Source organism: Pseudobacter ginsenosidimutans (genome assembly GCF_007970185.1).
In the GTDB taxonomy this organism is placed as follows: domain Bacteria; phylum Bacteroidota; class Bacteroidia; order Chitinophagales; family Chitinophagaceae; genus Pseudobacter; species Pseudobacter ginsenosidimutans.
In genome coordinates this window covers 4,982,294-5,007,264 of sequence record NZ_CP042431.1, presented here as the reverse complement: position 1 = coordinate 5,007,264, position 24,971 = coordinate 4,982,294, and the positions used below count along the sequence as shown (strand labels likewise).

Genomic DNA, 24,971 nt, shown 5'->3' with positions numbered 1-24,971 from the left:
GATCAGGTATCTTTAGCATCTCTTTTCATAGCCATCGATACAAGCCAGTACAGCAGCCAGATGGCAGAGAATGCCACCAATCCCATGAGATTATATTTCACATCTTCAGGATCATAGCGTCCATGAATCTTAACGCGAAAGAATTTATTGGAGTATTCCTGTGCATATTCGATGGAGATGCTGAACAGGTACAGTATCAAAAAGATCAGGATATGCCGGAACAGCTTCCTGTTGGTGAAGAGGATATTCAGGAATGCAGCAGCGAGAAAGTAGAAAGCGGCGTGCAGGAATTTGTCGTGATGCCTGAAAACCGAAGGGAGTTTGATCATGAAGCCCACTATGGAAGCTACCAGGCACAAGAAGACCAAGATCGCTTTTCCCCAATTGTTCAATTTGAATGCCATCGGTTACGGTTAATCGAATACCACGGTTTTATTTCCATATACAAATACCCTGTCTTCCAGCACCAGTCTCAAGCCCCGCGCCAGCACTGCAGTCTCGATCTCTTTCCCTGCCTTCACCATATCAGCTGTAGTGGCGGAATGATTCACGGGAATGATCTGCTGTGATACGATCGGTCCTTCATCCAACTGATCAGTTACAAAATGAGCTGTTGCGCCGATCAGCTTCACGCCCCGCTCAAATGCCTGCTTGTAGGGATGCGCTCCGGCAAATGCAGGTAAGAAGGAATGATGGATATTGATGATGCGCATCGGATATTTTGCTACGAACTCCGGCGATAAGATCCGCATGAATTTGGCCAGCACAATATAATCCGGCGCATATTGCTCAACGAGATCTTCCAGCTGCTGTTCAAAGAGCACCCGCGCAGAAGAAGGCGCCTCGATCTTATGATAAGGGATATCGAAACGGCGGCAGATATCCTCCAGTGTATCGTAATGTCCGATCACGGCCTGCACCTGCGCACCTAACGACTGAAAATAATCACGGATCAGGATATCTGCCAGGCAATGGTATTCCTTCGTTACCAGCACCACGATCTTCTTTTCGGGCTGGGGATTCACTTTTACTACAGCATCTGACGGAAGCACTCTCAGCAATTGCTGCTCCAGTCCTTCCACTTCCCGCTCCTGCTCTGCCACCACGCGCATGAAAAAAAGATTCGCCTGCTTGTCTACATGCTCGCGCAGCGACACGATATTCAATTGTTCCGCAGCCAGCACGCCGGAAATGGCGGCCACCAGTCCTACCTGGTCTCTGCATTGTATCAGGATGATCATGTTGGGAGTTATTGAGCTGTGTAACTATTATTGGCCGGATTGGCATCCAGGAAAACGCCGCCGTCGATCAGGGCCGACTTCACGGCTTTCTTGTTGTTAACGGTGAGGACTATCCGCTTATTATCTGCTTCCCAGATCGCCGGCGTGAGGTGTCGTTTTTCAACGCTGCCATCCACATAAGTAACGATCAAATCGAATGGAATGGCCATTCCGCCGGGATTGCTGATATGCACTTCCGATCCTTTGGGTTTCCTGATCACCTGTGTCAGCTCCAGGTCCATATAATTGGTGGAGAAGAACCAGTTCTGCCAGAACCAGTCGAGGCTCTTTTCATTCACATTATTGAAAGTGTAGAAGAAATCCCAGGGGATGGGATGTTTGCCATGCCAGCGATCCATGTAAGCATGCAGGCATTTTCTGAATTGCGCATCGCCGAGGAGATCTTTCAGGGCGAGATAGGCCAGTGCGGCCTTGCCGTATTGGTTATTGCCAAGTGCTTTGCCCGTGAGCGAAGTGCCTGGTGTGATGATGGGGATATCCATATCGCCGGAGCGGTCCTTTGTCCAGCCCGTCACACGGAATCCTTTGAACAATTCATCGGCCATCTCCTGTCCATAGAAAGGAGGACCGGAAAGATATTCGAACAAGGTAGCCCATCCTTCGTCCATGAACCCGAACCGGGTTTCATTGATGCCCATGTAGAAAGGCATCCAGGTATGCGCGATCTCATGCGCGGCCACCAGGCGGGAAAACACAGTATCCTCGTAGGTTTCATCATTCGCCATCATCGGGTACTCCATACCGGCATATCCCTGGAACACGGTCATTTTCTCGTAGGGATAAGGAATGCCAGGCCAGTTGTTGGAGAACCATTTCAATGCATCGCCAGCAAATCGCACCATATGATGATAATCCGCAGCTGTATCATTAAAAGCGGCCTGTACACTGGCCCTGCGTTGCGTGAGCGGGTCCACTATCACACTGGATGCATCCCATGTGTAATGATCGCTGATGGCAAATGTCATATCGGGAATGGCGGTTGCTGTGAAGCGCCAGCTGTTCTGTTCATTTTGCGCCGTCACTTTTTTGCCGGCCATTTCATCTTTCGATGCAATGCGGATTACTTCATCGCTGGTCATGGATCTTTTGTACCGGTCTGCAAAGCGCTCCTGCAACAGTGTTTCGGGTTGATGCAATGTACCTGTTCCCCATACTACAAAGTTCTTCGGCACTTTTACGGTGACGGTATAGTCGTTGAAATCGCTATAGAATTCATGTCCTTCTGTGAAGTCCTGTCTGTCCCATCCATTGTAATCATCATATACGGCGATACGCGGATAGAAATAAGCGAGGAAGAAAGTGGTTGGATCGATGGCTCCTTCCCTGTCGCTCTGCACGGAAAGGGATATTGCCATTTGATCGATAATCGCATTGAATCCCCGGGCATCAAAGGCGTTGCCAGGTTGAGTGAGTTGGAAGTATATTCAAGGCTTTCCAGCGAGCCTGTATAGGGCTTCCCGTTGATCAGCAGTGATTCGATCTTCACACCGGTGGTATTGTAGTCCGGCGAGTAATCCTTTTCACGCGGCACGGTTGGCCTGTGGGAATTGACAAAGATCTTGAGCTCGGGTTTACGGATGGTATCCGGACTGCTATTGATGTATACGATCTCTTCCGAACCTCTGATATTCCTGTCAGGAGGATTGGCGATGATCTCGATATTGTATCGCGCTTTGTTCTGCCAGTAATTTTTTCCGGGCATACCATCTTTGGAGCGGGTGCCTTTTTCGTATGCCTTGCGGATATCCGCAGGCATGTAAAGATTTTGCGCCTGGATAGTACTGAAGCCAATGCAGCAAAGGATCAGCAGGGGCAGGAATAAGCCATTCGTTCTCATGAATTGGTTGAATTTGGAAAGGGAAGTTATTAAATAACGGGCAAAAACTTTTTGCCGCCTGACACAAATAAGAACGGAACGCCGCCTGGCATGCATCCTGGCGGCGTTCAATCCAAAAGATCAATGATCTTATTTCGCTATCGCCCTGCTTTCCATAATACGTTTGACCATCCTGTTCAGGAGGAACATCATACCGATTGTGATCAGACTGGTGCAGACCACTACATATCCAAGCGTATCATAGTGGAGGATCTTATGCGTTGGCGTTTCCACCACTATCAGCCCTGCAATGAAAGCACCGATGCCACCTGAGATCTGCTGCACGGAAGAGTTGATGCTCATGAAAGCGCCCCTGTCCTGCATATCGGGAACAACTGTCAGCAAAGCTGAGCTGGCGATCATGCGCGAAGTGATTCCGGTGAACATCACAACATTGATGATCATCAGGTAGCCCAGTGGTGTAATGCCCAGGTTGCAATAGATCAGCACCATCGTAATGGTCAGGAAAGAACCGATCACGAAAATGGGATACTTGCCGATCTTATCACTCACCTTTCCTACAAAGGGACCGATCACCATACTGCAAGCGCCGGTAACCATGTAAAGCAGCGTAATCTGATCAAGACTCAGCCCGAGGTTACCTTTGCTGAATGCCGCGCTGAATGGCATCAGCATAAAACCTCCTGTTGCCAGCAGTGTTGTTGTGGCGAAAGCCAGCAGGTACTGCCTGTTGGAAACCGTTGCCATCAGGTGTTTGAAAGGATTACTTGTATGCTTTGCCACCAGGTGCCCGGTAACAGGCTGCATAAAACGAATGATCAGCACCAGCACGATGGAACAAAGGATCACCAGCATCCAGAAAGGCGCATGCCAGCTGAGATGCGTGGCCAGGTACAATCCGATCGGCACGCCCATTACCTGGCTTGCCGATAATGCCATCTGCACAAAGCCCATCACTCTGCCCCTAACATTCACTGCGAAGATATCCGTAACGATGGCAAAGCTGACAGAGCCGATCACGCCGCCAAACAATCCTGTAACGATCCGCGCCATCAGCAGGAATTCAAAATTGGGGGAAAGCGCACATAAGAGTGTACCGATGATAAAACCGGTGTAAAAGAACACCAGCATTTTTTTTCTGTCGAATTTGTCTGCAAAGCCTGCTGCCAGGATCCCGGAAATACCGGCACTGATGGCATAGCCCGATACCACAAGTCCAAACTGCTTTGTGGTGAGCCCCAGCTTCGGCATCAGAATGGCGCCGAGCGGACTTAGTACCATAAAGTCAACGATGATCGTGAACTGGAGGATGGCCAGTATCGCAATCATGAAAACCTGGTACGAACTGAAAACTTTCTTCTGTTCTGAAGAGGCAATGGTTGTCATATATTGTAGTGGTTAATGCAAATAACTGCTATGGTGTAAGGCCTTTGATCACCAGTTCGCAGGTTTGCATCAGGAGTTTGTTATTCAGGGCGAAATGTTCACTTTTATGGCTTCTGCCCTGGGAATGGAATTTCATCAGTTGGTACAAAGGCGCAAAAGCCACAGCCCAGTACACTTCAAATGGCAGCTTATTCAATTGTTTGTTGCGGATGGCGTTGTGCACGAAAGCCCCCATCGCTTCACCGAACTGAACTATCATATGCGCACGCACCTGCTCGTACAAAGGAGAATACCGGATATGCTCGATGAATTCCACATGCTTGGGAAATTTCATGAAATGCGCCACCCGGTTCTTCCACTGCAGCTTCAATCCATCCGAAAAACTCATCGCCGGATCAAAATCACGCAAACTGTATTCCAGTAATGTATTGGTAAGTTCGATACTCAACTGGATGATCAGGTCTTCCCTGTCTTTGTAATAGATATAGATCGTGGCAGGCGAGACCCCCGCAGCCTTTGCCAGCTTCTGGATACTGAAGCCTTCAAGACCTTCCTCCACCATCAGGTCTATGGCCTTTTCCCTGATGGCAAGTACTTTATTTTCGTCGCGGGTCCGCATAAGGAGGCAAAGATAAGTGAATGATCATTCACTTTTAATATCGCTCCTGAAAAAATTTGTATGTTCGCGGCCAAAAGTCCGGATTTTATCTATGGCAATGAAAGATGAGCTGAAGACCGTTCTGTTATTATGTCCTCAAAGAATGCTGGAAGACCACCAGGTGCTGGAAAGCCTCCACATAGTGAAGAATGCCAAGGGCACTACCTTCATCAACAAGGAACTGGATGCCACAGAACTGAAGGTGAACTATGATCAATTGCCGAAACCTGCGCGTGAGCTCCTGCAGCAGTTCTCCAAAGCGAATATCAATGCCACTATCGGGCAGGTGAAACAACGCTATACCATCAAGCGTGCCGGCATCGCTTACGAACCTTTCTACCGCAATGCGATGCTCCGCGAGCTGCATGGCACCCTGGAAACACTGAAGCCATTCGCCATCCTGAGTAAATGGTTCCATAAAGTGAAAACAGAAAAAGGGAACTACCGCACAGGCCCCTGTGTATTCAGCGTGTACAAACCACAACTGCAGTTTGAAGTGGTGAAAGAGCCGGCAGGATTGGAATTGCGCACCACCATCGTACTGAATAACCAGGCCTACCCTCTCCAGGAATTTACAAGATTCCACTTTTTGCTGGAAAGCCGTAACGAATACTACCTGCTCGCCTACAAGGATTTTCAAACGCTCGAATGGCTGGAACAACAAAAGCCATCACAATATAGTAAAGACCCGCAGGGCCTGGCGCGCGAGATACTTGGCAAGCTGGAGGAGGATTATCCGGTTAACCGGAATGAGCTGTTCGAACAGAAGGCCATCGATGTGGCACCCGTGAACCGTGTGATGCTCAGCGAGCTCAGCAATGCCTTTCTCATGCTCACGCCGCAATGGCTCTATGATGGTTTCCTCATTGAGGGACCATTCAAAGAAAGTGTGGAATTCAACCGTCATGGTGAAGTGTACCGCATCAACCGCAACAAGGAAGCGGAAACACAGTTCACGCAATTACTGGAAAGCATGCACCCGCTGTTCAGCAAACAGATGAATGGTTACTTCTATCTCGCTTTTGCGGAAGCTCAGAAAAAGCAATGGTTCCTGAAAGCCTATCATAAATTACTCGAGCTCAATATCGAGCTAACGGGAATGGATATGCTCCAGCATTTCCGTTACTCGCAGCATAAGCCGGAAACCCTGATGAATGTGCTGCGCGAAGAAGAACATTTCCTGATCATGGAAGTGAAAGTGTCTTTCGGCGATGAAGCGATCCCGCTGGAAGAATTACAGAAAATATTACTGGCCGGTCAGCGCACCATCATGCTGAAAGACGGCTCCTTCGGAATCCTGGATGATGAATGGCTGCAGCAGTTCGGCGCCATCTTCAAACATGGAAAACTGAACAAGAAGGAAATGAAGGTCAGCAAATGGATGGCCTTCGGCGAGCAACGCAATGGCGAAACGGTGCAGGCCCTCAAACCCGTGCTGGCAGATGGCTGGCGGCAACGCTGGGTCAAATGGCAGGAACCCGATTCCACGCTCTATCCCGTTCCCGCTGCCGTGAACGCCACACTCCGCCCTTATCAGCAGAAAGGTTTCGAATGGATGCAATTGCTGGCAGAAGCAGGTGCCGGGGCTTGTCTTGCAGATGATATGGGTCTTGGTAAAACGCTTCAGACCATCTGCTTCCTTGCACATCAGTTGCAGGTGAATCCCGAAGCAGTGCATATCATTATCGCACCTTCATCACTGATCTATAACTGGCAATCGGAGCTGCTGAAATTTGCGCCGGGTATCAGCACCTGGGTGTATCATGGCAGCGACCGCGACATCAGTACTCTTCAGAACGCGCAAAGCCAGGTGGTGATCACCAGTTATGGCACTATCCGTTCAGATATCGATCATCTCGGCAATAAACAGTTCGGCGTGGTGGTGCTGGACGAAAGTCATAATATCAAGAACCCCGCCGCACAGATCACCAAAGCGGTGGCCAGGCTGCAATGCGCATCCCGCATCGCTTTGAGCGGCACACCGGTGATGAACAATACATTCGATCTCTATGCGCAGCTCGATTTCCTCCTGCCTGGCATCTTCGGCAGCCGGGAATTCTTCAAGCGCGAATACGCAGATCCCATCGATCGTTTTCATGATGAGGGAAAGATCCAGGGACTGCAAAAACTCACTGCGCCCTTCATACTTCGCAGAACAAAGAACCAGGTGGCCAAAGACCTCCCGGAAAAAACGGAAATAGTGATGTGGTGCGAAATGGGCACTGCACAAAAAGCGCTGTACGACAGTATCCGCGACAATATCCGCAGCAGTCTCTTCCTCAATATCCAAAGCGAAGGCCTCAACAAAAGCAAGCTCGCCGTATTGCAGGGCATGCTTAAACTGCGGCAGCTTTGCAACTCACCGCTTCTTCTGCCATCGGAAGACCGCACCTGCACTGATGCAGTGAAAACGGAAATGCTGATGGATGAGCTCAGCAATAACCTGAAAGACCAGAAGGTGCTGGTATTCTCTCAATTCACCAGCATGCTGGATCTCCTGGCTGAAGCCTGCCGTGAAAAGGGCATCAACTTCTTCCATTTCGATGGGTCCACTCCGCCCGCCAAAAGAGCGGAGATGGTGGAAGCATTCCAGACAGAAGGCAATACCACCAACGTTTTCCTCATCAGCCTGAAAGCAGGCAATGCCGGTCTGAACCTCACGGCTGCCAGTTATGTATTCCTGGTAGACCCCTGGTGGAATACAGCCGTGCAGCAACAGGCCATCGACCGAACTCACCGTATCGGGCAAACGAAGAACATCTTCGCTTACAAAATGATCTGTAAAGACACGATCGAAGAAAAGATCATTCAACTGCAGCAACGTAAAAAACAACTGGCGGAAGACCTGGTATCGGAAGACGAAGGCTTTGTAAAAGCACTCACGGAGGATGATATCCAGTTCCTGTTCAGTTAAGGATAAACAGAGTATGGCAGTCGCTCGCCTCCCGGCGAGTGACTGCTATTTGTTCGTACTTCTATGCCCCGCCAATTATTTTCAACCAGTTTCCTCAAAATTCCTCAACTTTATCTCCTCTTCCCTTCCCCTGTCAGTCCCGGCTATTCCTAACGTTTAAACATATTTGATATGAAACTTGCGATCATCGGCGCATCAGGTTTTGTTGGCAGTCATTTATTGCAGGAGGCCCTGGACCGTGGCCATAAAGTAACGGCCATCGTACGAAACCCGGAAAAGATCAAACTACATCATCCCCATCTCACCATCAAAGGTTGTGATGTAATGGACGAAGCTGCACTCGCTCCCCTGCTGGCAGGAAGCGATGTGGTGATCAGCGCTTACAATAGTGGCTGGACCAATCCCAATATCTATGCGGATTTCATGCAAGGGTCCAGGTCTATTCTGGAGGCCACCAAAGAAGCAGGTGTACCACGCATCATCGTGATCGGTGGCGCAGGCAGCCTGGAGATCAAACCAGGATTGCAGCTGGTTGACAGTCCCGGTTTCCCCGACGCTTACAAAGGCGGCGCCACAGCAGCAAGGGATTTCCTGAATGAGCTGAAGAAGGAAAATGATCTGGACTGGACATTCCTGAGTCCGGCTATCGAAATGAACCACACCCTAAAGATCGGTCGCACGGGACAGTACAGAACCGGTACAGACCAGCCTGTATTCAACAATGAGAAACACAGCATCATCAGTGTGGAAGATCTCTGTATGGCCGTGATAGATGAAGTAGAGAAACAACAGTTCTCCCGCAAACGTTTTACAGTTGGCTATTGATATAGCAGCAAATAACAAGATTTATTAAACACACGATCCGCAATGCGCATATACATCATGGTAATGAATGTATTTCGCATTGCGGATCGTTTCTTTCTGCTTATGTATCCTTATTCCTTTCCGGGTGTTTTCTTTCTTTCAGTAGCGCCGGTTGGTTTGGAAGGCGCAGTAGTCTTTGGATTCACGTGCACAGGTACGGTCAACTCTTCTTTCACACCACCCTGATCCAGTTTAGGCGCCTGAATAGTTGGAGGAGATTTTTTTACTTCAGTACCGGCAACAGATTCACTGGGCAGTTTGGATGTTCCTGCACTGCTTCTTCTCGCATTGGTATTGAGGGGACGGGATACGGTTCCGCTTCCGCCTCCCCCTCTTGCATTGGTGTTGGGCAACGTACCGCTCTTCAGTTGCTGACCGAACCGTGCAGATTTTTCGGCGGCAGTCGGTTCTTTCAGACTCACTTTCTTTTTACTTGTTGGACCGAATTTCATCCCGGGTGCAGTTCCATTCTTCAACTGATCGGAAATCTTCCGGCTCCTGTCGTATGATGTTTTGTCGTCCTGCGCCATCAGGTTGTTGCAGGCAACTACCAGGGCGAGGATGCACAGGATCAAAAATGTTCTTCTCATATATTTTGTTTAATTCAGTTATTTAATACTTACCAGCACTTTGATCTTGCCTGTTCCTTCGGCATTGTAGTCCTGTAATGCTTTCCCGATCACCTGCCCTACTTTCACCTTATCAGGATCAGCCTTCATGGCTACACCTGCAATAGAGGAAGTAACCAGCAGATCGCCGCGTTTGATAGCGCCGCCTTCCAGGCAAACCTTGGTGGGAATCACACCGATAACACCCATCGGAACTTCGCCGGAAAGGTCTTCATCGATCTCTTTTTCGGTGAGCAGCACACCAGGTTTGGTAGCATATACACCTGCTACCAGTGTAGAATAGGGAGTGCTTGATTTTTCAACCGTACGATCGGCATCTGTGGCAATCACCAATACATCCCCTGCTTCATAAGCAGCGGCAGATCCGGTAACAGCAAAGGATTCCGCTACGTCGGCGCCACTATTCTGCGTACCGCCATTGAAGAATCCCCTTCCCGCTTTGTTGATACGTGCTACGTTCACTGAATTGCTTTGGTATACGGCAATATTGCCAGATGGTCCCTGATGGTTAACAAGCAGCGTAGAACCGGTACCCGTAGTGGATACGTGTACTACCGGTTGACCGTTGGCGTTATTGAAATTGGCAAACCTGCCTGCCTTACCTGTTCCGAAATTAGGTATGAAACCTGAAATGGCATTGCCTGTCCCATCACAGGATGCTTCTACGCCATCACCAGTTCCTCCCGCATTGGCAGTAATACCATTACCGCTGCCTTCTGTCAGCGCCAGTATAGCCGGACCGTTACCTCCTGGATTGGAGGAATAGAACAATCCTGCATAGCCACCGGTACCTGATGAGCGACCGTAAATGCCAGCTGTTCCAAAGTTGGCAAACATAGAATTGACCTCTCCCATCACAGCCGGAGAAGTGCCTGTAGTACGGTCTACCATGAAATTACCCGCAGTACCATTGCCTACAGTTTTTACAGTGATTACTTCATTGTCATTGTCTTCATTGTAGATCTCGAACCTGCCTGCCCGGCCTTCAGAAAAAGTAGGCACCCAGGCATACAAGGCAGTACCTGCGCCATCGATATTTGTTTCAACGCCATTACCATCTTTTCCTGCATTGGCAGTGATGGCATTACCATTTCCATCAGTAAGAGCAATCAAAGATGCCCCATTACCCGATGGATTGGAAGCATAGAACAGCCCTGCCCGACCACCTGTTCCGGAAGATATTCCGAACACACCTGCAGCACCGAAATTCCCGAAGATGGTATTCACTTCCGCTCTAACGGCAGCGCCTACACTATTTGTGTTATCCAGAAAGAAGGATGAGGCATTACCCAATGTATTATCGGGAATATTACCATTACTATTGGATGCAACTTCAAGTATATTGGCTTCGGTATTTGATTGATTGAAATTCTCAAAGCGTCCTGCCCTGCCGGTACTGTTGTTAAGACCAACCTGGCCCAGTACGCCAACTGCGGTACTGGCAGTGTTTGTTGCGATAAAACCTCTCACACCATAACCACCACCATCGTTCCTTCCCACCACTGCACCTGCGATATCGCTGGTAGTTCTGCCCACTACAGCTTCACCACCTCCGTTGTTATCACCTATTACACCAGCAGAAGAGACTGCGCTGGTAATACCATGCAAGGCAAAGCCTGCATTGGTGATTGCGCGTACACCAGCTCCATTTCCGGTAGTGGTTACATTCACAACAGTTCCGTTACCTACGGAATTTACCACCAGAGCACTATTGTTGTTGGCGTTGTTGAAGATATCAATGCTGGCAGGAATACCATTATTGCTTGTAGCCTGCAGACCAGTTCCGGTATTACTGTTTGCATACACACCGTAACCATTGGCAGATGAATTACCATATACACCAAGGCCGTTTGGCGTTACGCCATACACGCCCCAACCGGAGCCATTCTGGCTTCCCCACACACCAACACCAAGACCACCTGTTCCGTTGTTCACACCTCGAACACCGGAAGAAAATCCACCTGGAGATGTACTGCTTACAATACCGCGTACCGCTGCAATGCTTGAAGTAGTTGTATTATTGACACCTTCCACAGATGTGCCATCTCCATCATTGGTGATAGAGAATAAGGTATTGGGATCATTTTCAAGTGCAGCATAGGGTAATGAAAGGCTACCACCTCCACCACCGGCAGCAGGAGCCCATGCTGCACCATTCCAGCGAAGGAACTGGTTAACCGCAGGCGCCACATTGCTGACAGGCCTTCCCTGCAATTGTGCTACTAACGGGTTGGGATAACTGCCGCTGAGATCGCCACCGGCAGGGCCTGTTGGCGGTAATCCTGCGGGGATCACACCAGGAGCTATCTTGGCAAGCGTCACAGATCCGTCTGCGAGCTTGGGAGTGGTCACATTTGCATCGGCGATCTTATTGGTAGTTACAGCAGCATCCGCGAGTTTGATGGTTACTACGCTGCCATCAGCCAGCTTGGCCGCAACAACGGCACCATCCATGAGCTCGGCGGTTGTAACAGCATTGGCTGCAATGGTTGGATTGGGATAAGTACCAGCCAGCGAACCACCGGCAGCACCCGTAGGTGGTAATCCTGCAGGGATCACGCCTGGTGCGATCTTCGCGAGGGTCACAGAACCATCGGCCAGCTTGGGTGTTGTAACATTCGCATCAAGGATTTTATTGGTACCAACTGAATTATCAGCCAGTTTGGGATTGCTAACACTTCCATCGGCAATCTTTGTTGTGCCTACAGCGCCATTCGCAATTTTTGAATTGGTCACTGCATTATCAGCAATCTGCGTGGAGGTAACAGCGTTAGCCGCAATGCCGGGATTGGGATAGGTGCCTGTTAATGCACCGCCTGCTGCACCACCTGGAGGCAATACAACACCAGGCCCCAGTTTGGCTTGTGTAACAGATCCATCTACCAGTTGAATGGTATTGACTGAATTAACGCCCAGCATGGGATTGGGATAACTACCTGTGAGCGCTCCGCCTGCTGCCCCATTTGGAGGCAGAGAAGTTGGGATAACACCTGCTGCAAGTTTATTTAAGGTAATACTTCCATTAGTGATCGAATTCGTGTTCACTGCGCCGGCTGCCAGTTGAGGATTGGGATATGTACCCGTAAGTGCGCCACCGGCGGGACCAACAGGAGAACCACTGCCGGCAGTAAGCGCATAAGGAACTGATGCCAGCTGAGAGGTACCGATAGTAGTGAATGCATTACCTCCGGCCGGATCGATCTCCACCTGGATATATTTTGAACCGGTAGCCCAATTCACTCCGGCTATTGTACCGGAAACATTGGTGGCCCCGGGGCTTCCCATTTGTACGTTGAAAAGACCCACTGTATTGGTAGTGAGTGAGCGCGTTTCAGAATAAACGACCGGACCTGCGGCCGAATTATCGCGAATGGATAAACGAAGTGTGATCTTGACATTGGCCAGTACATTACCGACCGCATTCCTTGCCACGCCCTGGTAATTGATGAGACCGGGCGCCTGTGCAAAACTCCCTGTTGCTATCAGGAACAGAGCTGTAAATGCCAGTAAAAATTGTTTCATAGTTGCTGCTTTGTTGATAGGTTATTGATCAATCATGTATGGATTTGCATTATTGGAGCATAATGCATCAGAAACGGTGAGCATTCTTCACTACCCTGAATCCGCTGCGGCGCACCACATTGAGGTTATCGCCGGGCCTTGTGTAATCAGGATATAAAGTAGCGATCACGAAATACACACCATTCTGATAAGGAGTAAGATCGAAGCGCTCTATGCGGCAACAGCCATCATAAGCGTAGGTGCGATTTTCCAGGATCTTTCCGGAAGCATCGGTGAGGTTGATCTCCATACGGCCCGTCTGCCGCACAAAGAAGTCCACTTCAAATTGTCCTTTTGTTGGATTGGGAAAGAGTTTGTAATCGCCTACTTCGAAAAAGACGATCAGCGGAGATTTACCCACTTTGTCTGTGCAGGGTTGCAAAACACCATGGGTCATTACAAGGGAACTGTCAGGCTTTGCGAAATCACTGATCAATGAAAGCTCACCCAGGCTCCATTCGAACTGGTAGTAAGAATCTGCGTTCTGAAAAGATCCACCCGCAATATTGAATGTTGACGGAGTGATCGATTGCGCAGAGCACATGGAAGAGATCATTAACAGCAATGCAAAAGCAAACCCTCGCTTGTAGATTTGATACATAAGCAGGATTGTTTTAAAAGGTTAATAATTGCTATCGGGCTATTAACCAGAGCTATCAGCGGGGTAATGTGAAAATGTAATGCAACTGCAGTGCAGGAAAAAGGGTATGTGTATGTAAACGATGCAGACTAACTCAGATGCTTATTCTAACGGACCAGTGGCGGGGATTAACTGATCATAAGTCAAAAGTAAAGAAAAAACAGATTGCAAAAAAAGTAGAAATACGGATAAATGTAACAGCGGCCCCGTAGTATCCCTTTACGGGAGCTACGAGGCCGCTGCGTATTCAAAAAAATATCAGTACTTACTGAGCAGGTTCGGGTAGTCTGTAATGATGCCATTCACACCCAGCTTCACCAGCTTGTCGATCTCTTCAGCAGTGTTCACTGTCCAGGGCACCAGCTTCATACCATGTTTCTTACAGGCTTCCACCGTTGCGGCATTCACCAGCTGATATGCCGGACTGTAAATATCCGGCCTGAAGCCCAGCGCCTTTACATTCTCATCCACGGAGTGTTTGGCATCTCCCGTGAGGAACCCGATAATTACCTCAGGATACAGCCTGCGCGCGGATTGCAGCGGACGCATATCGAATGATTGAAGATAGAACCGATTGCCGATCTTCTTTGTACTCACAACATCCATGATCGCTTTTACCAGCACATCGGGAGCAGGCTGGTAAACACCCTCCATTTTCGGATTGCTCTTGATCTCGATATTGTAAATGGTGGGCTTTAGCTTCCTTGCAGCAGTAAAGGCTTCCACAGAATCTATCAGTTCACCCAGCAGGGGCATATAGGCTGCAAGTTTTTGCTGTTGCGGGTAAGCAGGGTTGCCTTTGCTGCCTACATCGATCCTGCGGATATCTGCATAATTCATCTGGTGCCAGGTATACAATTTAGCACTGTCTTTAGATATGCTTCTTCCATCCGGCAGTGTGGAAATGGCGATATTGGCAAAGGGATCATGCGCTATCAGCACCTGTCCATCCTTACTCAGGTATACATCCACTTCAATAAAATTGGCGCCGATCTCGATAGCCTTCTTCATAGACGGAATGGTATTCTCCGGCATCAGGCCTCTGGTTCCTCTGTGGCCTTCTTTGAAGAATTTCGGATAGCCGCTCATGGCGCCGCCGGCTGTCTGTTTCGTTGTGCCACAGGCAGCCAGGCAGCCCGCAGCAATCAGGGGAAGGATCAGTTTCATACTATTTTAAGCTTATGATTGTAACAGGAAATACAGTCCGGCTGCCGCCACGGCGCCGAGTAAGGGCCCGATCACAGGGATCCACGCATAGTCCCAGTCGTTAGAACCCTTTCCGGGGATTGGCAACAGCGCATGCATGATGCGCGGACCAAGGTCCCTGGCCGGATTGATGGCATACCCGGTAGTGCCTCCGAGGCTCAGTCCGATCACCCATACCAGGAAAGCCACGGGCAGTGCGCCGATAGAGCCCATTCCGATAGTGGTAACAGGTGTTGCATCTTTTCCTCCGAAAGAAGGATCGGTGAAATAAAAGATCGTGAACACGAGTAAGAATGTGCCAACCACCTCGCTGATCATATTGCTGAAATTGTTCCGGATAGCAGGCGCTGTACAGAAAGTGGCCTGCTTTGCACCGGCATCAGCTGTTTCCTTATAATGATCTTTATAGAACAACCACACGAAGAAGGCGCCCAGCAAGGCTCCCAGCATCTGTGCCAGGATGTATTGCGGCACCAGGCTCCAGGAAAATTTGCCGGCAGTGGCCAGGCCTACTGTCACGGCGGGATTCAGGTGAGCGCCGCTGGCAGGTCCGCTGATCACCACGCCCACGTATACCGCAAGCGCCCAGGCGGTAGTGATCACGATCCATCCGCCTCCGTTGCCTTTTGTTTTATTGAGTACCACATTGGCCACAACACCATTGCCCAAAAGAATGAGCACTGCCGTGCCAATGATCTCTGCTGTAAATGCTGTCATAAGAAGGTTCAGTTTTGGAATTGAATGATTGATACAGAACGATGGATTACTCTTCGGCCCATGCTTTCGCTGCTTTCACCGCGCGTTGCCAGCCTTTGATCATGCTGGTGGTATCGATGCTGGTATTGGCTTTGAAGCTTTGGTTGATCTTCCATTGTTGCTGGATCTCATCGGGGCTCTTCCACACTCCTACTGCCAGGCCGGCCAGGTAGGCAGCGCCGATAGCAGTTACTTCGGTGATCTCCGGGCGAACAACGGTGGCGTTGAGCACATCCGCCTGGATCTGCATCAGCAGGTTGTTGGCTGTTGCGCCACCATCTACACGAAGCTCGGTTATGGGTAGCCCTGCATCTGCTTCCATTGCTTTGAGCACATCCATCGTTTGATAGGCGATACTTTCGAGTGCAGCGCGTGCAATATGTGCAGCATCCGTTCCGCGTGTGATGCCTACCATCGTTCCGCGCGCATATTGGTTCCAGTGAGGTGCGCCCAATCCCGCAAAGGCAGGCACCAGGTATACGCCACCAGTATCGGGTACTTTCTGTGCAAGGGATTCCACATCTGCCGAAGAACGGATGATGCCGAGCCCATCACGCAGCCACTGTACCACAGCGCCGCCGATGAAGATGCTTCCTTCAAGCGCGTACTGCACTTCATTCCCGATTTTCCAGGCGATGGTGGTCACCAGGTTATTGCGGGAAACGATAGGCTGATCGCCGATATTCATCAGCATGAAACAACCTGTTCCGTAAGTATTCTTCACCATTCCTTTTTTGGTACACATTTGTCCGAAGAGTGCTGCCTGCTGATCTCCTGCCACCCCTGCAATCGGCAGATCGGCAGAGAACAGTTGCGTAGCTGTATTGCCGAACACTTCGCTGGAGTTCTTCACTACAGGCAACATGGATTTTGGAATATCGAGCAATTGAAGCAGCTCGTCATCCCAATCGAGAGAGTGAATATTGTACAGCATGGTGCGCGATGCATTGGTAACATCGGTAGCGTGCACATTTCCTGAAGTGAGGTTCCAGATCAGCCAGCTGTCCACTGTGCCGAATGCCAGTTCTCCGGCATTGGCGCGATCGCGGGCTCCTTTTACGTTATCGAGGACCCATTTCACTTTGGTAGCGGAGAAATAGGCGTCCACGATCAGGCCGGTCTTTTGCTGGATAGTTCCGGCATGGCCCTGTGCGCGCAACTGATCACAGAAGGCAGCCGTACGACGGTCCTGCCACACGATGGCATTGTACACAGGTTCGCCTGTCTTGCGGTCCCACACGATGGTGGTCTCGCGCTGGTTGGTGATACCAATGGCTGCAATTTCCCTGCTGCTCAAACCTGCTTTCACGATGGCTTCCGCTGCCACCGCCACCTGGGTGCTCCAGATATCTGTGGGATCGTGTTCCACCCAGCCGGGCTGCGGATAGATTTGCTGGAATTCTTTTTGGGCAAGGCTTACGATGCTTCCTTGCTGATCGAAGATAATAGCGCGGGAGCTGGTTGTGCCCTGATCAAGAGCGAGAATGTATGGCTGCATATCGTAGCGTTTATTTTGGTATGTTGACTTTTATATTTTTTCTATACAGTAACAGTTGTATCGTATTGCTGACCGAATCGGTCAGTTGCCACCACTTTCACTTCCCTGGCATTGGCGGGTAATTTCACCCGGAAGAGGTGGTCGGTTTTCTTTGGTTCTGCAAAGCCGCGTGGCCTGGGCAGTTCAGGGCCCAGGTAGAGCGCAACGGCTACAGGATCCATTCCCTTGAACTTTTCGGCTTTAAGGCTGGAACCATCGTTGGCAGTGGCTTTTATTGTCCATTCAGGATCGTAGTTCCACACATTGACGATCATTTCCTTACTACCATCCTTCTCACTAACGGTGGCGCTTAACTGAAAATCAGTTGCCTGTCCGGTGGATTTGTATTGCCAGCTCAGTTCATTGCCTTTCACCTTGTACACACCGTAGCCGCAGGGTGTTCCATCGCCACAGATGGGGCCTGTCCACCAGGCTCCGCAAACAGTACCATGATTATGTTCGAAGATATTCCCGATGATCACATTGCGGTGATAATGGGTATGACCACTCATGATATGCACATTGCTATGGCTCTTCAACACATCATAGAGCTCCAGGTTATTCTTCACATCATTGTGAACAGGGATATGCACATTGATGATCACCAGGTGATCCTTCGGAACATGCTGCAGGTCTTTGGCCAGCCAGTTCAGCTGGTTCTGCGAAATATATCCGTCATATTCACGCTCCTTCCCGAGATAACGCACATCGTCCAGTACTACATAGTGGGCCTTTCCGCGGTTGAAGGAATAATAAGTGGGGCCGTATAATTTCTGGAAGGTATTGTCTGATTCTTCGTCCCCACCCTGCCGGTAGTCCATATCATGGTTACCCAAACATTGGAAAAATGGAATGCCCATTTCTCTTACTGCTTCGTTGTAATCGGCAAAGAGTTCATGATTATCCCAAACGATATCGCCAACGGTGATGCCATGCACCAGCGCGCCAACGCCTGCTGCTTCCACATATTGTTTTACATCGGGCACAGCCTGCGCCATCATCTTCTCCACATCTTTTTTGGTTTTCACCTGCGGGTCTGCCCAGATGATGAACTGGTGCTCATTATCATCTTTCTTCAATTTCTCCAGGTTGAAATCCACATCTTTACGGCTGTTGATCTCCGTTACCAGTTTGTAATGACGTGCAATACTGCGTTCTTCCGGGAAAGCATAACCAGCAGGTGTTGAAACAAAAACGGCCGCTGCTTCGGGATGAAGGTCCAGTTCGAATTTGCCGGCATTATTGGTCAGCACAACATTATATCCATCGCTCACTACCACACCGGCCAGTGCTTTCTTTCCGGAGCGGACAAAGCCTTTGATCTTTTTATCTTCTGCTATTGCGGCGGTAGCTCTGTGCCATCCTGCAATCACCAATCCTCCTGCCAGTAAGCCTGCCTGTTGAATGAATTTTCTGCGCTTCATTTTTGTGGTGTTCTGCGGTTTAAAGTGAGAAGCGGTAAGATAGGAAACTTTTGCAAAAAGCATTTCCCATCTTACCGTTTAACGATGTTAACGAATTTTAAAGTGCTTTATAGATGGCAATATCTTCTATGCATAAACGTCCATTGGGTTTGCTGGCAGTGGAATTCCCTGTTCCGATCTTCGCTATGCGGAAGCGGACATTGCCGGGAATATTCATATTGAACACTGCCAGTTTGGAACCCTTCTCAGGCATATCTTTCACTTCAGCTCCGGTCTGGATCCAGGTAACGCCGCCATCTGTTGAATATTCCAGTTTGAAAGTACTGGAAGGGTCTGTATAATATTTGCCGCAGAACACTGTCACTTTTGAGGCGCCTTCCGTAACATCGAAATTCATTTGTATCAATCCGTTCACGGTAAGGCTCTGTTGCATACGCACACATTGTCTTCCGGGCGAATTGAATTTATCACGAAGGAAAGTATTTCCCAGGATGGCCTGGAACAGTTTCCAGTTGCCGGTTGCCAGATCAACATTGTTGTCAATCGCAGTCATATTGTAACTGCCTTTTACAGAGAAATCGGGTGATTCGAAACTTTCAGGGAAGCCTGCGTAAATGACTCCGCTCTGGTCTGTGATATCGCTGCCGGATCTCGGAGCAATTCCTTTTTTCTCTTTTTCATAAACGGCAATACCAGTGAAGCCTGCATTTACCGGAACCTGGTCGCCTGCAAAGCTGGCATCAGCACGCGTAGTCATTACGATATCCGCACCTGTATTATCCTTTAATCCTTTTTGCCCGCTGTAGGTTACTCCGCTGGCATACTCATTTACATTCGCATGCACTGTTATCATTGTGGATTCATAATCCTCAAAATATTCATTCAGCTTATTGAGTGTAACCGGACGCACAATAAAAGGTTCATTGCTTGCCAGTTTGGTGATCCTGGATGTTTGTATACCGGTAATGGTCAAACGTCCATCGATCCTTTCCATTTTTGCACCATCGATATCTATCAACAGGGAATCTCCTGGTACATAGGGAACTGCCGTAGAAGCGCCAAGATCTATGGCGATGCCTCTAACCAGGTTGCCAAGATCATTGGGTGTTTCCATAATGCCCTGCAACACGAAAGTTCCAGGTGCAATATTCCTGGAGCTGGCATCGGAAATTACGATGCCACGTGTTTTAAAAGCGCCTGAAAGTGTGGAAGGCCCCAATGTAAGGGTATTCCCTTTATAAGCTTGTCTGATGGTCCAGATAGTGGCCACATCGGACAATTGCCCTTCGCCCCTCAGGTCATCTTCTTTCAGACAGGATGAAAACGCAGCAATAACTGCTATCAGTAAGGTATATTGTAATAATCTCATTGGTCTTGTTTTTATTTGTTCCACCAAACTTTTACATTGATATTATCGCCGCCCATAGCAGTTACTGCTTCCTGGTAATGCGTCCTGTTGAGTGTTTGTACCGGTACAGGATAAACGAACCTGGAAGGCATTTTACCTCCGTTCTGAACACCAGGGCCGATCGGCAGGCTGGGATAGCCTGTTCTTCTGAATTCGAACCATGACTGGAAATCGGTAAAGAAGAAAGTGAAATATTTCTGTGTGATGATCTTTTCCAGTTTTTGCGCTTCCGTTTCAACTGGGTCCCATATTATTCCAGGTTTTGCAAGATGCCCTGCAGGCACAGTGAGCGCCCAGAAGGTAATGGCATTGTTGACACCTGCCTCGTAATAGGTTTTGGGATCGCCGGTGAAATAACCCTTCAATGCAGCTTCAGCCAGTATGAACTGCAGCTCTGCATAGTTGAGGATATTTCCCAGCAGGGCCTCTGTCATCAAAGCAGATTTGTAGGTAGACATCCTCTCGGGTGTTTGTCCGGGCGCATAACCGCTGGGGATACCTTCCCAGTTGGAAGCTGATGATTCGTTAGCCCATACTGTTCTGCGCGGATCACCCCAATCATTCAGTGTATTGATGAAGAATTGCGACAAACCGTTATCGCCATTGAAATCAAATACACGGTAGTTGGCAAATTTGCTGGCATACGGAGCAGCTGTACCGGAATATTTCAGCACGGCAGATTCTCCGTTGTTGGCAAAAATGGGATATGTACTCTTTTTGGTTTCAGCAATCTCTTTGATCTTTTCTACGGCATTCAGTTCTGTTTTGTGCGCCACGCGCATCAGCAAACGGAGATAAAGTGAGTTGCCGAATTTTCTCCAGGCCAATCTGAAATTATCAGACCCGGTAGTAGTGTTTGTCATATTGATGTATTTGCCGAAAAGCGGATCACGGCTAACTACATCGGCCGAATAAACTTTAGAGGTCTGCAGGATCGTATTGGCATCTTCCAGCTTCTTCAGCAGATCGCGGTAGATATCGATCTGAGCATCAAATTTGGGTTGATAGATCCTGTCTGGATATCCTTTCACCGCTTCACTATAGGGAACATCTCCATAAGTATCGGTAAGCAAAGAAAAGATCCAGGCTTCCATGATCAGGCCGATCCCCTGGAATCCGGGGTCTTCCAGCTTTTTGGCGTTATCATACAGGTCACGCACGTTACGGAGCTGCACGTACCAGTTATTCCACATGAAGTCGGATTCGGCAGGCCTGATCACATAACGGTGGATCTCATCTGAATTGACCGTTGTTACATGCACCTGCATCAGCTCATGGGTTAAACGCAGGGCTCTGGTGAGGTTGTTACCCACCACATCATACACTGTTGCTTCCAGTAATGATTCCGGAGTTGTAAAAGGAACAGTATTGGGGTTGGTATTGATCTGATCAAAGTCTTTATTGCAACCTGCCAGCAACACAGTCCCCATCAGCAGTGATGACAATATTTTTATTCTAAGTTTCATAATTGCAGAATTAAGGATGAGCAAAAATTAGAAGCCTACTACCAGCGCTACACCAAAGCTGCGTGTTGAAGGGAACTGACCGATCTCGAAACCGGCAGACACAGTGCCATCATTGAGTGTACCGAACTCAGGATCGAAAGCAGGCCAGTTGCTGATCACCAGCAGGTCGCGGCCATAGATACCGATCGATGCCCTTTGAAGTCCCAGTTTTTTGATAGTGGTTGGAGCGAATGTATAATCGATCCTTGCTTCCCTCCATTTCAGGAAATCTGTACTGAACACGTTGGACTCCACATTGTCACGACCATAATGCTGTGTGTAATAGGTTTTCGCATTGGTGGCAATGGTTGTATTGGGAATGAATTTTCCATCGGGTGTTTCTACCACGCCTTCTCCGATGATACCGTTATCGCGGCCAGGCAGTGTTTTCTTCAGTTTACCTTCTTCAGCGAGTACGCCTGTTGTGAGCGAATACGCTACACCACCGAACTGGCAATCCCAAAGCAAATTCAATCCCCAGTTTTTCCATTTCAGGTTCGTGCCAAGGCTTGCCTTCCAGTCGGGGTTCACATTGCCCAGGTATTTTTGATTGCCATCCATGATCGGCATTCCCTGCGCATCATAAACGATCTGTCCATCAGGCGATCTTTTGTACCCAACACCGTAGAGATCTCCCATTCTTTCTCCGGGTCTTGCTTCCAGCATACCGCGGCTACCAGGTCCAACAGAGATCACATAAGTATCTACACCTTCGAACAATTCTTTTACACTGTTACGGTTGGCAGCAAATGTTCCGAAGAGATTCAGGTTAAGTCCTTTTGCAGACTTCAGCACGTTTGCATTGGCAGTGATCTCGATACCAGTATTGACGATCAGGCCTGCATTTTCGATCAGCGAATTGTAGCCGGAAGAACGGTCGATAGGAACCCTGAGGATATCGTCTTTGGTCCTGGTATGATAGAATGTTACATCCAGGCCATAGCGGTTCTTCGCAAAGCGGATATCCAGCCCGCCTTCATAGCTGGAAGTACGTCTGGGTCTCAGCCCTTCTTTCGGAATGGCCGTTGGATTGGCGAGGCCTCCGGGATAAAGAGTAGCATCATAGTTATAGGCAGTGAGATAAGGGTTATCGCCACCGCTGCCTACTGCTGCATAGGATGTTCTTATTTTCAGGAAAGAGATCAGCTCAGGCAGTTTGATCTTTTCGGAAAGGATCGCACTCAGGTTGGCAGATGGATAAAAGAAACCTGATTCCTTTTCACCGAGTGGGGATGCCAGCTGAGAGGCCCAGTCCTTACGCGCTGTAAGGTCGAGGTATAACCAGTTGTCCCATTCCAGCTGCGCCATTGCATAGAAACTGTTCACCTGGAACTGTTCCCTTACCGGCAATGATTGTAATGGAACTTTTGTATTCGCCAGTGAATAGATGCCGGGATACAACAATCTTTCAGCCCTCACTTCATCTTTCTGGTATTTGTTGTTCAGTCTTGATCCGCCACCGGTGATCACACCATTCAATTTATCTGTGATCTTCCTGTTGTAACGCAGCAGGAAGTCTGTAGTGATCTCCTGTGCAAATATGTTCTGCGTGCGGAACATGCCTTCCACAAATTTCTGTGAGCCCATTGGCCTGCGTTGTGTACGTTGCTCAGAATAATAATCGAGCGCAGAACGGATCATCAGGCTCAGGTCTTTGGTGAAATTGTAAGTAGCCTGAACATTCCCTACCAATGAATTCCTGTTGGAGGTGTTCAGCATTTCATTGGCCTGCATGTAAGGGTTATCCAGCAAGGAGCTGAATGGTCTTGTTTGCTCAAGATGTTCTTTTCCCGGAACCCAGTAATCCCTGAACCAGTCGATATTCATATTGGGCGTTAAGCCTCTGATGAAATACATGATGGTTTGGTTATTGTAACCAGTAGTGGGAAGGTTATCAGCTTTTTTATTGGTGTAATTGATCTTGGATGCTACCGATAATTTTTCTGTCATCTTATGATTTACAGAGAATGCTACTGTATTTCTCTTGTAGCCTGTATTGGGGATGATCCAGTGATTGTCGAGATTGGTGAAAGAAAGACGTGCATTTGAATTCTTATTACCGCCTTCGAGAGAAATGGTATTGATGAAGGTATTGGCGGTTTCGAAGAAATCTTTCCGTGCATTCTTGTAGGGCACCCATTCTGTTCTGGTTTCACCCCTGGTGCGGGTAACAGGATCATACTGATAATATTTCTGACCATTGAATTTCGGTCCCCATGCAGAGCTGGTGCTTCGGGTGCTTTGTCCGTCCTCAGAGTCATTGTAGGAATACCAGGTATGCTGGTTGGCATCGCCCTGGCCGTATTCGTACTGGTAATCCGGCCAGCGGTTGATGGTTTCAACACTGTAGTTGGAATTGAGTGTTACGCCGATACCGCGTGTGGCAGACTTGCCTGATTTGGTAGTGATGATCAAAGCGCCGTTGGCTCCGCGGGCGCCGTAGAGGGCTGCGGCTCCGGGCCCTTTGAGGAAGGTTACGCTTTCGATATCTTCAGAGTTGATATCATTGAGACCAGTACCGAAGTCTACCGGTGATTCTGCCTGGAGATAGCCACCGCTTCCGGTGCCTGTCATCCGGCCGCCTGCCCCGTTGATCACAACACCGTCAATCACTATCAGGGCCTGATCATTCATACCAAGACTTTTATCTCCGCGAAAAGAAAGACGATTGGTTCCTGCGGGGCCTCCACCTGATTTCAGGAGGTTCAGGCCTGCAACCTTGCCCGTGAGGGCGTTGGTCCAGTTATTGCTCATGGCATCTGTGATATCTTCTGTGCCGAGTTTCGAAACGGCATATCCCAGTGCTTTCTCATCCCGCTTGATACCAAGTGCAGTAACAACAACACTCTCCATCTCGTTGTCTGATGACAGCAACTGAACGGAGAGATTATCATCCTTACCTACTTTGATTTCACGGTTCTTAAAACCGACAGCGGAGAAGATCAGTGTTTCTCCTTCACTTGCATTGATAGTGAAGTTGCCTTTGTCGTCTGTAGTGGTACCGCGGGAAGTACCTTTTACTACAACACTGATGTTAGAAAGAGGCTTATTGTCGGCGGGATTCACAACCGTGCCGCTAAGCTTTCTTTGCTGGGCCAACAGGGAAGTGCAGACCATGACCAGGATACAGCTCATCAGCATGCGCGCAAGGAGCCTTCCTGCAGCAATCGTTTTCTTGTTCATAAGCAATAAATGGTTAAGAGTTGATATTCTAAACATCATGTATAAACGCAGTTTGATTCTGTTGCAAAAATCAGAACCGTGTATTACCAGAATGTTAATTCAACATGTTTTCTCGCAAAAAACAGGAAATAATATTTCCTTCTGAAATTCAGCACACATAAG

18 protein-coding genes are annotated in these 24,971 nt (G+C 48.8%); 2 read left to right on the top strand and 16 right to left on the bottom strand.

The features are described from left to right. Positions 1–2: 2 nt before the first annotated feature. The 6 genes from FSB84_RS19680 to FSB84_RS19660 all read right to left on the bottom strand — a co-directional run bounded on the left by FSB84_RS19680 (position 3) and on the right by FSB84_RS19660 (position 5,143). Complete coding sequence (locus FSB84_RS19680) at positions 3–329, bottom strand: hypothetical protein (protein WP_130539595.1); 327 nt, start codon at positions 327–329, stop codon at positions 3–5. Positions 330–413: 84 nt separating this feature from the next. Further along, positions 414–1,241, bottom strand: a complete 828-nt coding sequence (gene purU, locus FSB84_RS19675) for a formyltetrahydrofolate deformylase (protein ID WP_192909880.1) — start codon at positions 1,239–1,241, stop codon at positions 414–416. Positions 1,242–1,249: 8 nt separating this feature from the next. Next, positions 1,250–1,939 carry a M1 family aminopeptidase gene (locus FSB84_RS31175; RefSeq protein WP_262713812.1) on the bottom strand — a complete coding sequence of 230 codons (690 nt, stop codon included), beginning with the start codon at positions 1,937–1,939 and terminating at the stop codon, positions 1,250–1,252. Between the two features lie 536 nt (positions 1,940–2,475). Next, entirely contained in the window at positions 2,476–3,138 is a 663-nt protein-coding gene (locus FSB84_RS31170; RefSeq protein ID WP_225979832.1) for a gluzincin family metallopeptidase, read from the bottom strand. Between the two features lie 129 nt (positions 3,139–3,267). Then, a complete protein-coding gene (locus tag FSB84_RS19665) occupies positions 3,268–4,524 on the bottom strand; it encodes an MFS transporter (RefSeq protein WP_130539592.1) in 1,257 nt (418 codons plus the stop codon). A gap of 28 nt (positions 4,525–4,552) precedes the next feature. After that, a complete protein-coding gene (locus FSB84_RS19660) occupies positions 4,553–5,143 on the bottom strand; it encodes a TetR/AcrR family transcriptional regulator (RefSeq protein WP_130539591.1) in 591 nt (196 codons plus the stop codon). A 91-nt stretch (positions 5,144–5,234) separates the two neighbouring features. Here FSB84_RS19660 and FSB84_RS19655 point away from each other — a divergent pair, with 91 nt between their 5' ends. Together FSB84_RS19655 and FSB84_RS19650 are read left to right on the top strand one after the other, a co-directional pair. Continuing rightward, complete coding sequence (locus tag FSB84_RS19655; protein ID WP_130539590.1) at positions 5,235–8,096, top strand: DEAD/DEAH box helicase; 2,862 nt, start codon at positions 5,235–5,237, stop codon at positions 8,094–8,096. Positions 8,097–8,267: 171 nt separating this feature from the next. Then, complete coding sequence (locus tag FSB84_RS19650; RefSeq protein WP_130539589.1) at positions 8,268–8,921, top strand: NAD(P)-dependent oxidoreductase; 654 nt, start codon at positions 8,268–8,270, stop codon at positions 8,919–8,921. 110 nt (positions 8,922–9,031) lie between these two features. Here FSB84_RS19650 and FSB84_RS19645 read toward each other — a convergent pair whose 3' ends face one another. The 10 genes from FSB84_RS19645 to FSB84_RS19600 all read right to left on the bottom strand — a co-directional run bounded on the left by FSB84_RS19645 (position 9,032) and on the right by FSB84_RS19600 (position 24,809). Next, positions 9,032–9,550, bottom strand: a complete 519-nt coding sequence (locus FSB84_RS19645) for a hypothetical protein (RefSeq protein ID WP_130539588.1) — start codon at positions 9,548–9,550, stop codon at positions 9,032–9,034. A gap of 18 nt (positions 9,551–9,568) precedes the next feature. Then, the gene (locus FSB84_RS31165) at positions 9,569–13,111 is read right to left on the bottom strand and encodes a beta strand repeat-containing protein (protein ID WP_207234191.1); all 3,543 of its coding nucleotides are present in this window, start codon (positions 13,109–13,111) and stop codon (positions 9,569–9,571) included. Positions 13,112–13,178: 67 nt separating this feature from the next. Next, a complete protein-coding gene (locus FSB84_RS19635; protein ID WP_130539587.1) occupies positions 13,179–13,751 on the bottom strand; it encodes a T9SS type A sorting domain-containing protein in 573 nt (190 codons plus the stop codon). A gap of 297 nt (positions 13,752–14,048) precedes the next feature. Further along, positions 14,049–14,957, bottom strand: a complete 909-nt coding sequence (locus tag FSB84_RS19630) for a glycerophosphodiester phosphodiesterase family protein (protein WP_207234190.1) — start codon at positions 14,955–14,957, stop codon at positions 14,049–14,051. Positions 14,958–14,969: 12 nt separating this feature from the next. Further along, entirely contained in the window at positions 14,970–15,713 is a 744-nt protein-coding gene (locus tag FSB84_RS19625; RefSeq protein WP_130539586.1) for an MIP/aquaporin family protein, read from the bottom strand. Between the two features lie 46 nt (positions 15,714–15,759). Continuing rightward, entirely contained in the window at positions 15,760–17,250 is a 1,491-nt protein-coding gene (glpK, locus tag FSB84_RS19620; protein ID WP_130539585.1) for a glycerol kinase GlpK, read from the bottom strand. Positions 17,251–17,291: 41 nt separating this feature from the next. After that, positions 17,292–18,713 (bottom strand): calcineurin-like phosphoesterase C-terminal domain-containing protein, encoded by a 1,422-nt coding sequence (locus FSB84_RS19615; protein WP_130539584.1) that lies wholly within the window; start codon positions 18,711–18,713, stop codon positions 17,292–17,294. A 97-nt stretch (positions 18,714–18,810) separates the two neighbouring features. Then, on the bottom strand, positions 18,811–20,082 hold the full coding sequence (locus FSB84_RS19610; RefSeq protein ID WP_130539583.1) for a DUF5689 domain-containing protein: 1,272 nt from the start codon (positions 20,080–20,082) through the stop codon (positions 18,811–18,813). Positions 20,083–20,093: 11 nt separating this feature from the next. Further along, positions 20,094–21,587, bottom strand: coding sequence for a SusD/RagB family nutrient-binding outer membrane lipoprotein (locus FSB84_RS19605; protein WP_130539582.1), 1,494 nt, complete (start codon positions 21,585–21,587; stop codon positions 20,094–20,096). 27 nt (positions 21,588–21,614) lie between these two features. Then, positions 21,615–24,809: a SusC/RagA family TonB-linked outer membrane protein gene (locus tag FSB84_RS19600; RefSeq protein ID WP_158644014.1), complete on the bottom strand. Its 3,195-nt coding sequence runs from the start codon at positions 24,807–24,809 to the stop codon at positions 21,615–21,617. Positions 24,810–24,971: the final 162 nt, after the last annotated feature.

Coding starts and splice junctions, on each gene's coding strand:
- purU (WP_192909880.1), bottom strand. CDS start 1,241: ATGATCATCCTGATACAATGCAGAGACCAGGTAGGACTGGTGGCCGCC.
- FSB84_RS31175 (WP_262713812.1), bottom strand. CDS start 1,939: ATGGGCATCAATGAAACCCGGTTCGGGTTCATGGACGAAGGATGGGCT.
- FSB84_RS19635 (WP_130539587.1), bottom strand. CDS start 13,751: ATGTATCAAATCTACAAGCGAGGGTTTGCTTTTGCATTGCTGTTAATG.
- FSB84_RS19650 (WP_130539589.1), top strand. CDS start 8,268: ATGAAACTTGCGATCATCGGCGCATCAGGTTTTGTTGGCAGTCATTTA.
- FSB84_RS19680 (WP_130539595.1), bottom strand. CDS start 329: ATGATCAAACTCCCTTCGGTTTTCAGGCATCACGACAAATTCCTGCAC.
- FSB84_RS19645 (WP_130539588.1), bottom strand. CDS start 9,550: ATGAGAAGAACATTTTTGATCCTGTGCATCCTCGCCCTGGTAGTTGCC.
- FSB84_RS31165 (WP_207234191.1), bottom strand. CDS start 13,111: ATGAAACAATTTTTACTGGCATTTACAGCTCTGTTCCTGATAGCAACA.
- FSB84_RS19660 (WP_130539591.1), bottom strand. CDS start 5,143: ATGCGGACCCGCGACGAAAATAAAGTACTTGCCATCAGGGAAAAGGCC.
- FSB84_RS19665 (WP_130539592.1), bottom strand. CDS start 4,524: ATGACAACCATTGCCTCTTCAGAACAGAAGAAAGTTTTCAGTTCGTAC.
- FSB84_RS19600 (WP_158644014.1), bottom strand. CDS start 24,809: ATGAACAAGAAAACGATTGCTGCAGGAAGGCTCCTTGCGCGCATGCTG.
- FSB84_RS19615 (WP_130539584.1), bottom strand. CDS start 18,713: ATGAAGCGCAGAAAATTCATTCAACAGGCAGGCTTACTGGCAGGAGGA.
- FSB84_RS19655 (WP_130539590.1), top strand. CDS start 5,235: ATGGCAATGAAAGATGAGCTGAAGACCGTTCTGTTATTATGTCCTCAA.
- FSB84_RS19630 (WP_207234190.1), bottom strand. CDS start 14,957: ATGAAACTGATCCTTCCCCTGATTGCTGCGGGCTGCCTGGCTGCCTGT.
- FSB84_RS19605 (WP_130539582.1), bottom strand. CDS start 21,587: ATGAAACTTAGAATAAAAATATTGTCATCACTGCTGATGGGGACTGTG.
- FSB84_RS31170 (WP_225979832.1), bottom strand. CDS start 3,138: ATGAGAACGAATGGCTTATTCCTGCCCCTGCTGATCCTTTGCTGCATT.
- FSB84_RS19610 (WP_130539583.1), bottom strand. CDS start 20,082: ATGAGATTATTACAATATACCTTACTGATAGCAGTTATTGCTGCGTTT.
- FSB84_RS19625 (WP_130539586.1), bottom strand. CDS start 15,713: ATGACAGCATTTACAGCAGAGATCATTGGCACGGCAGTGCTCATTCTT.
- glpK (WP_130539585.1), bottom strand. CDS start 17,250: ATGCAGCCATACATTCTCGCTCTTGATCAGGGCACAACCAGCTCCCGC.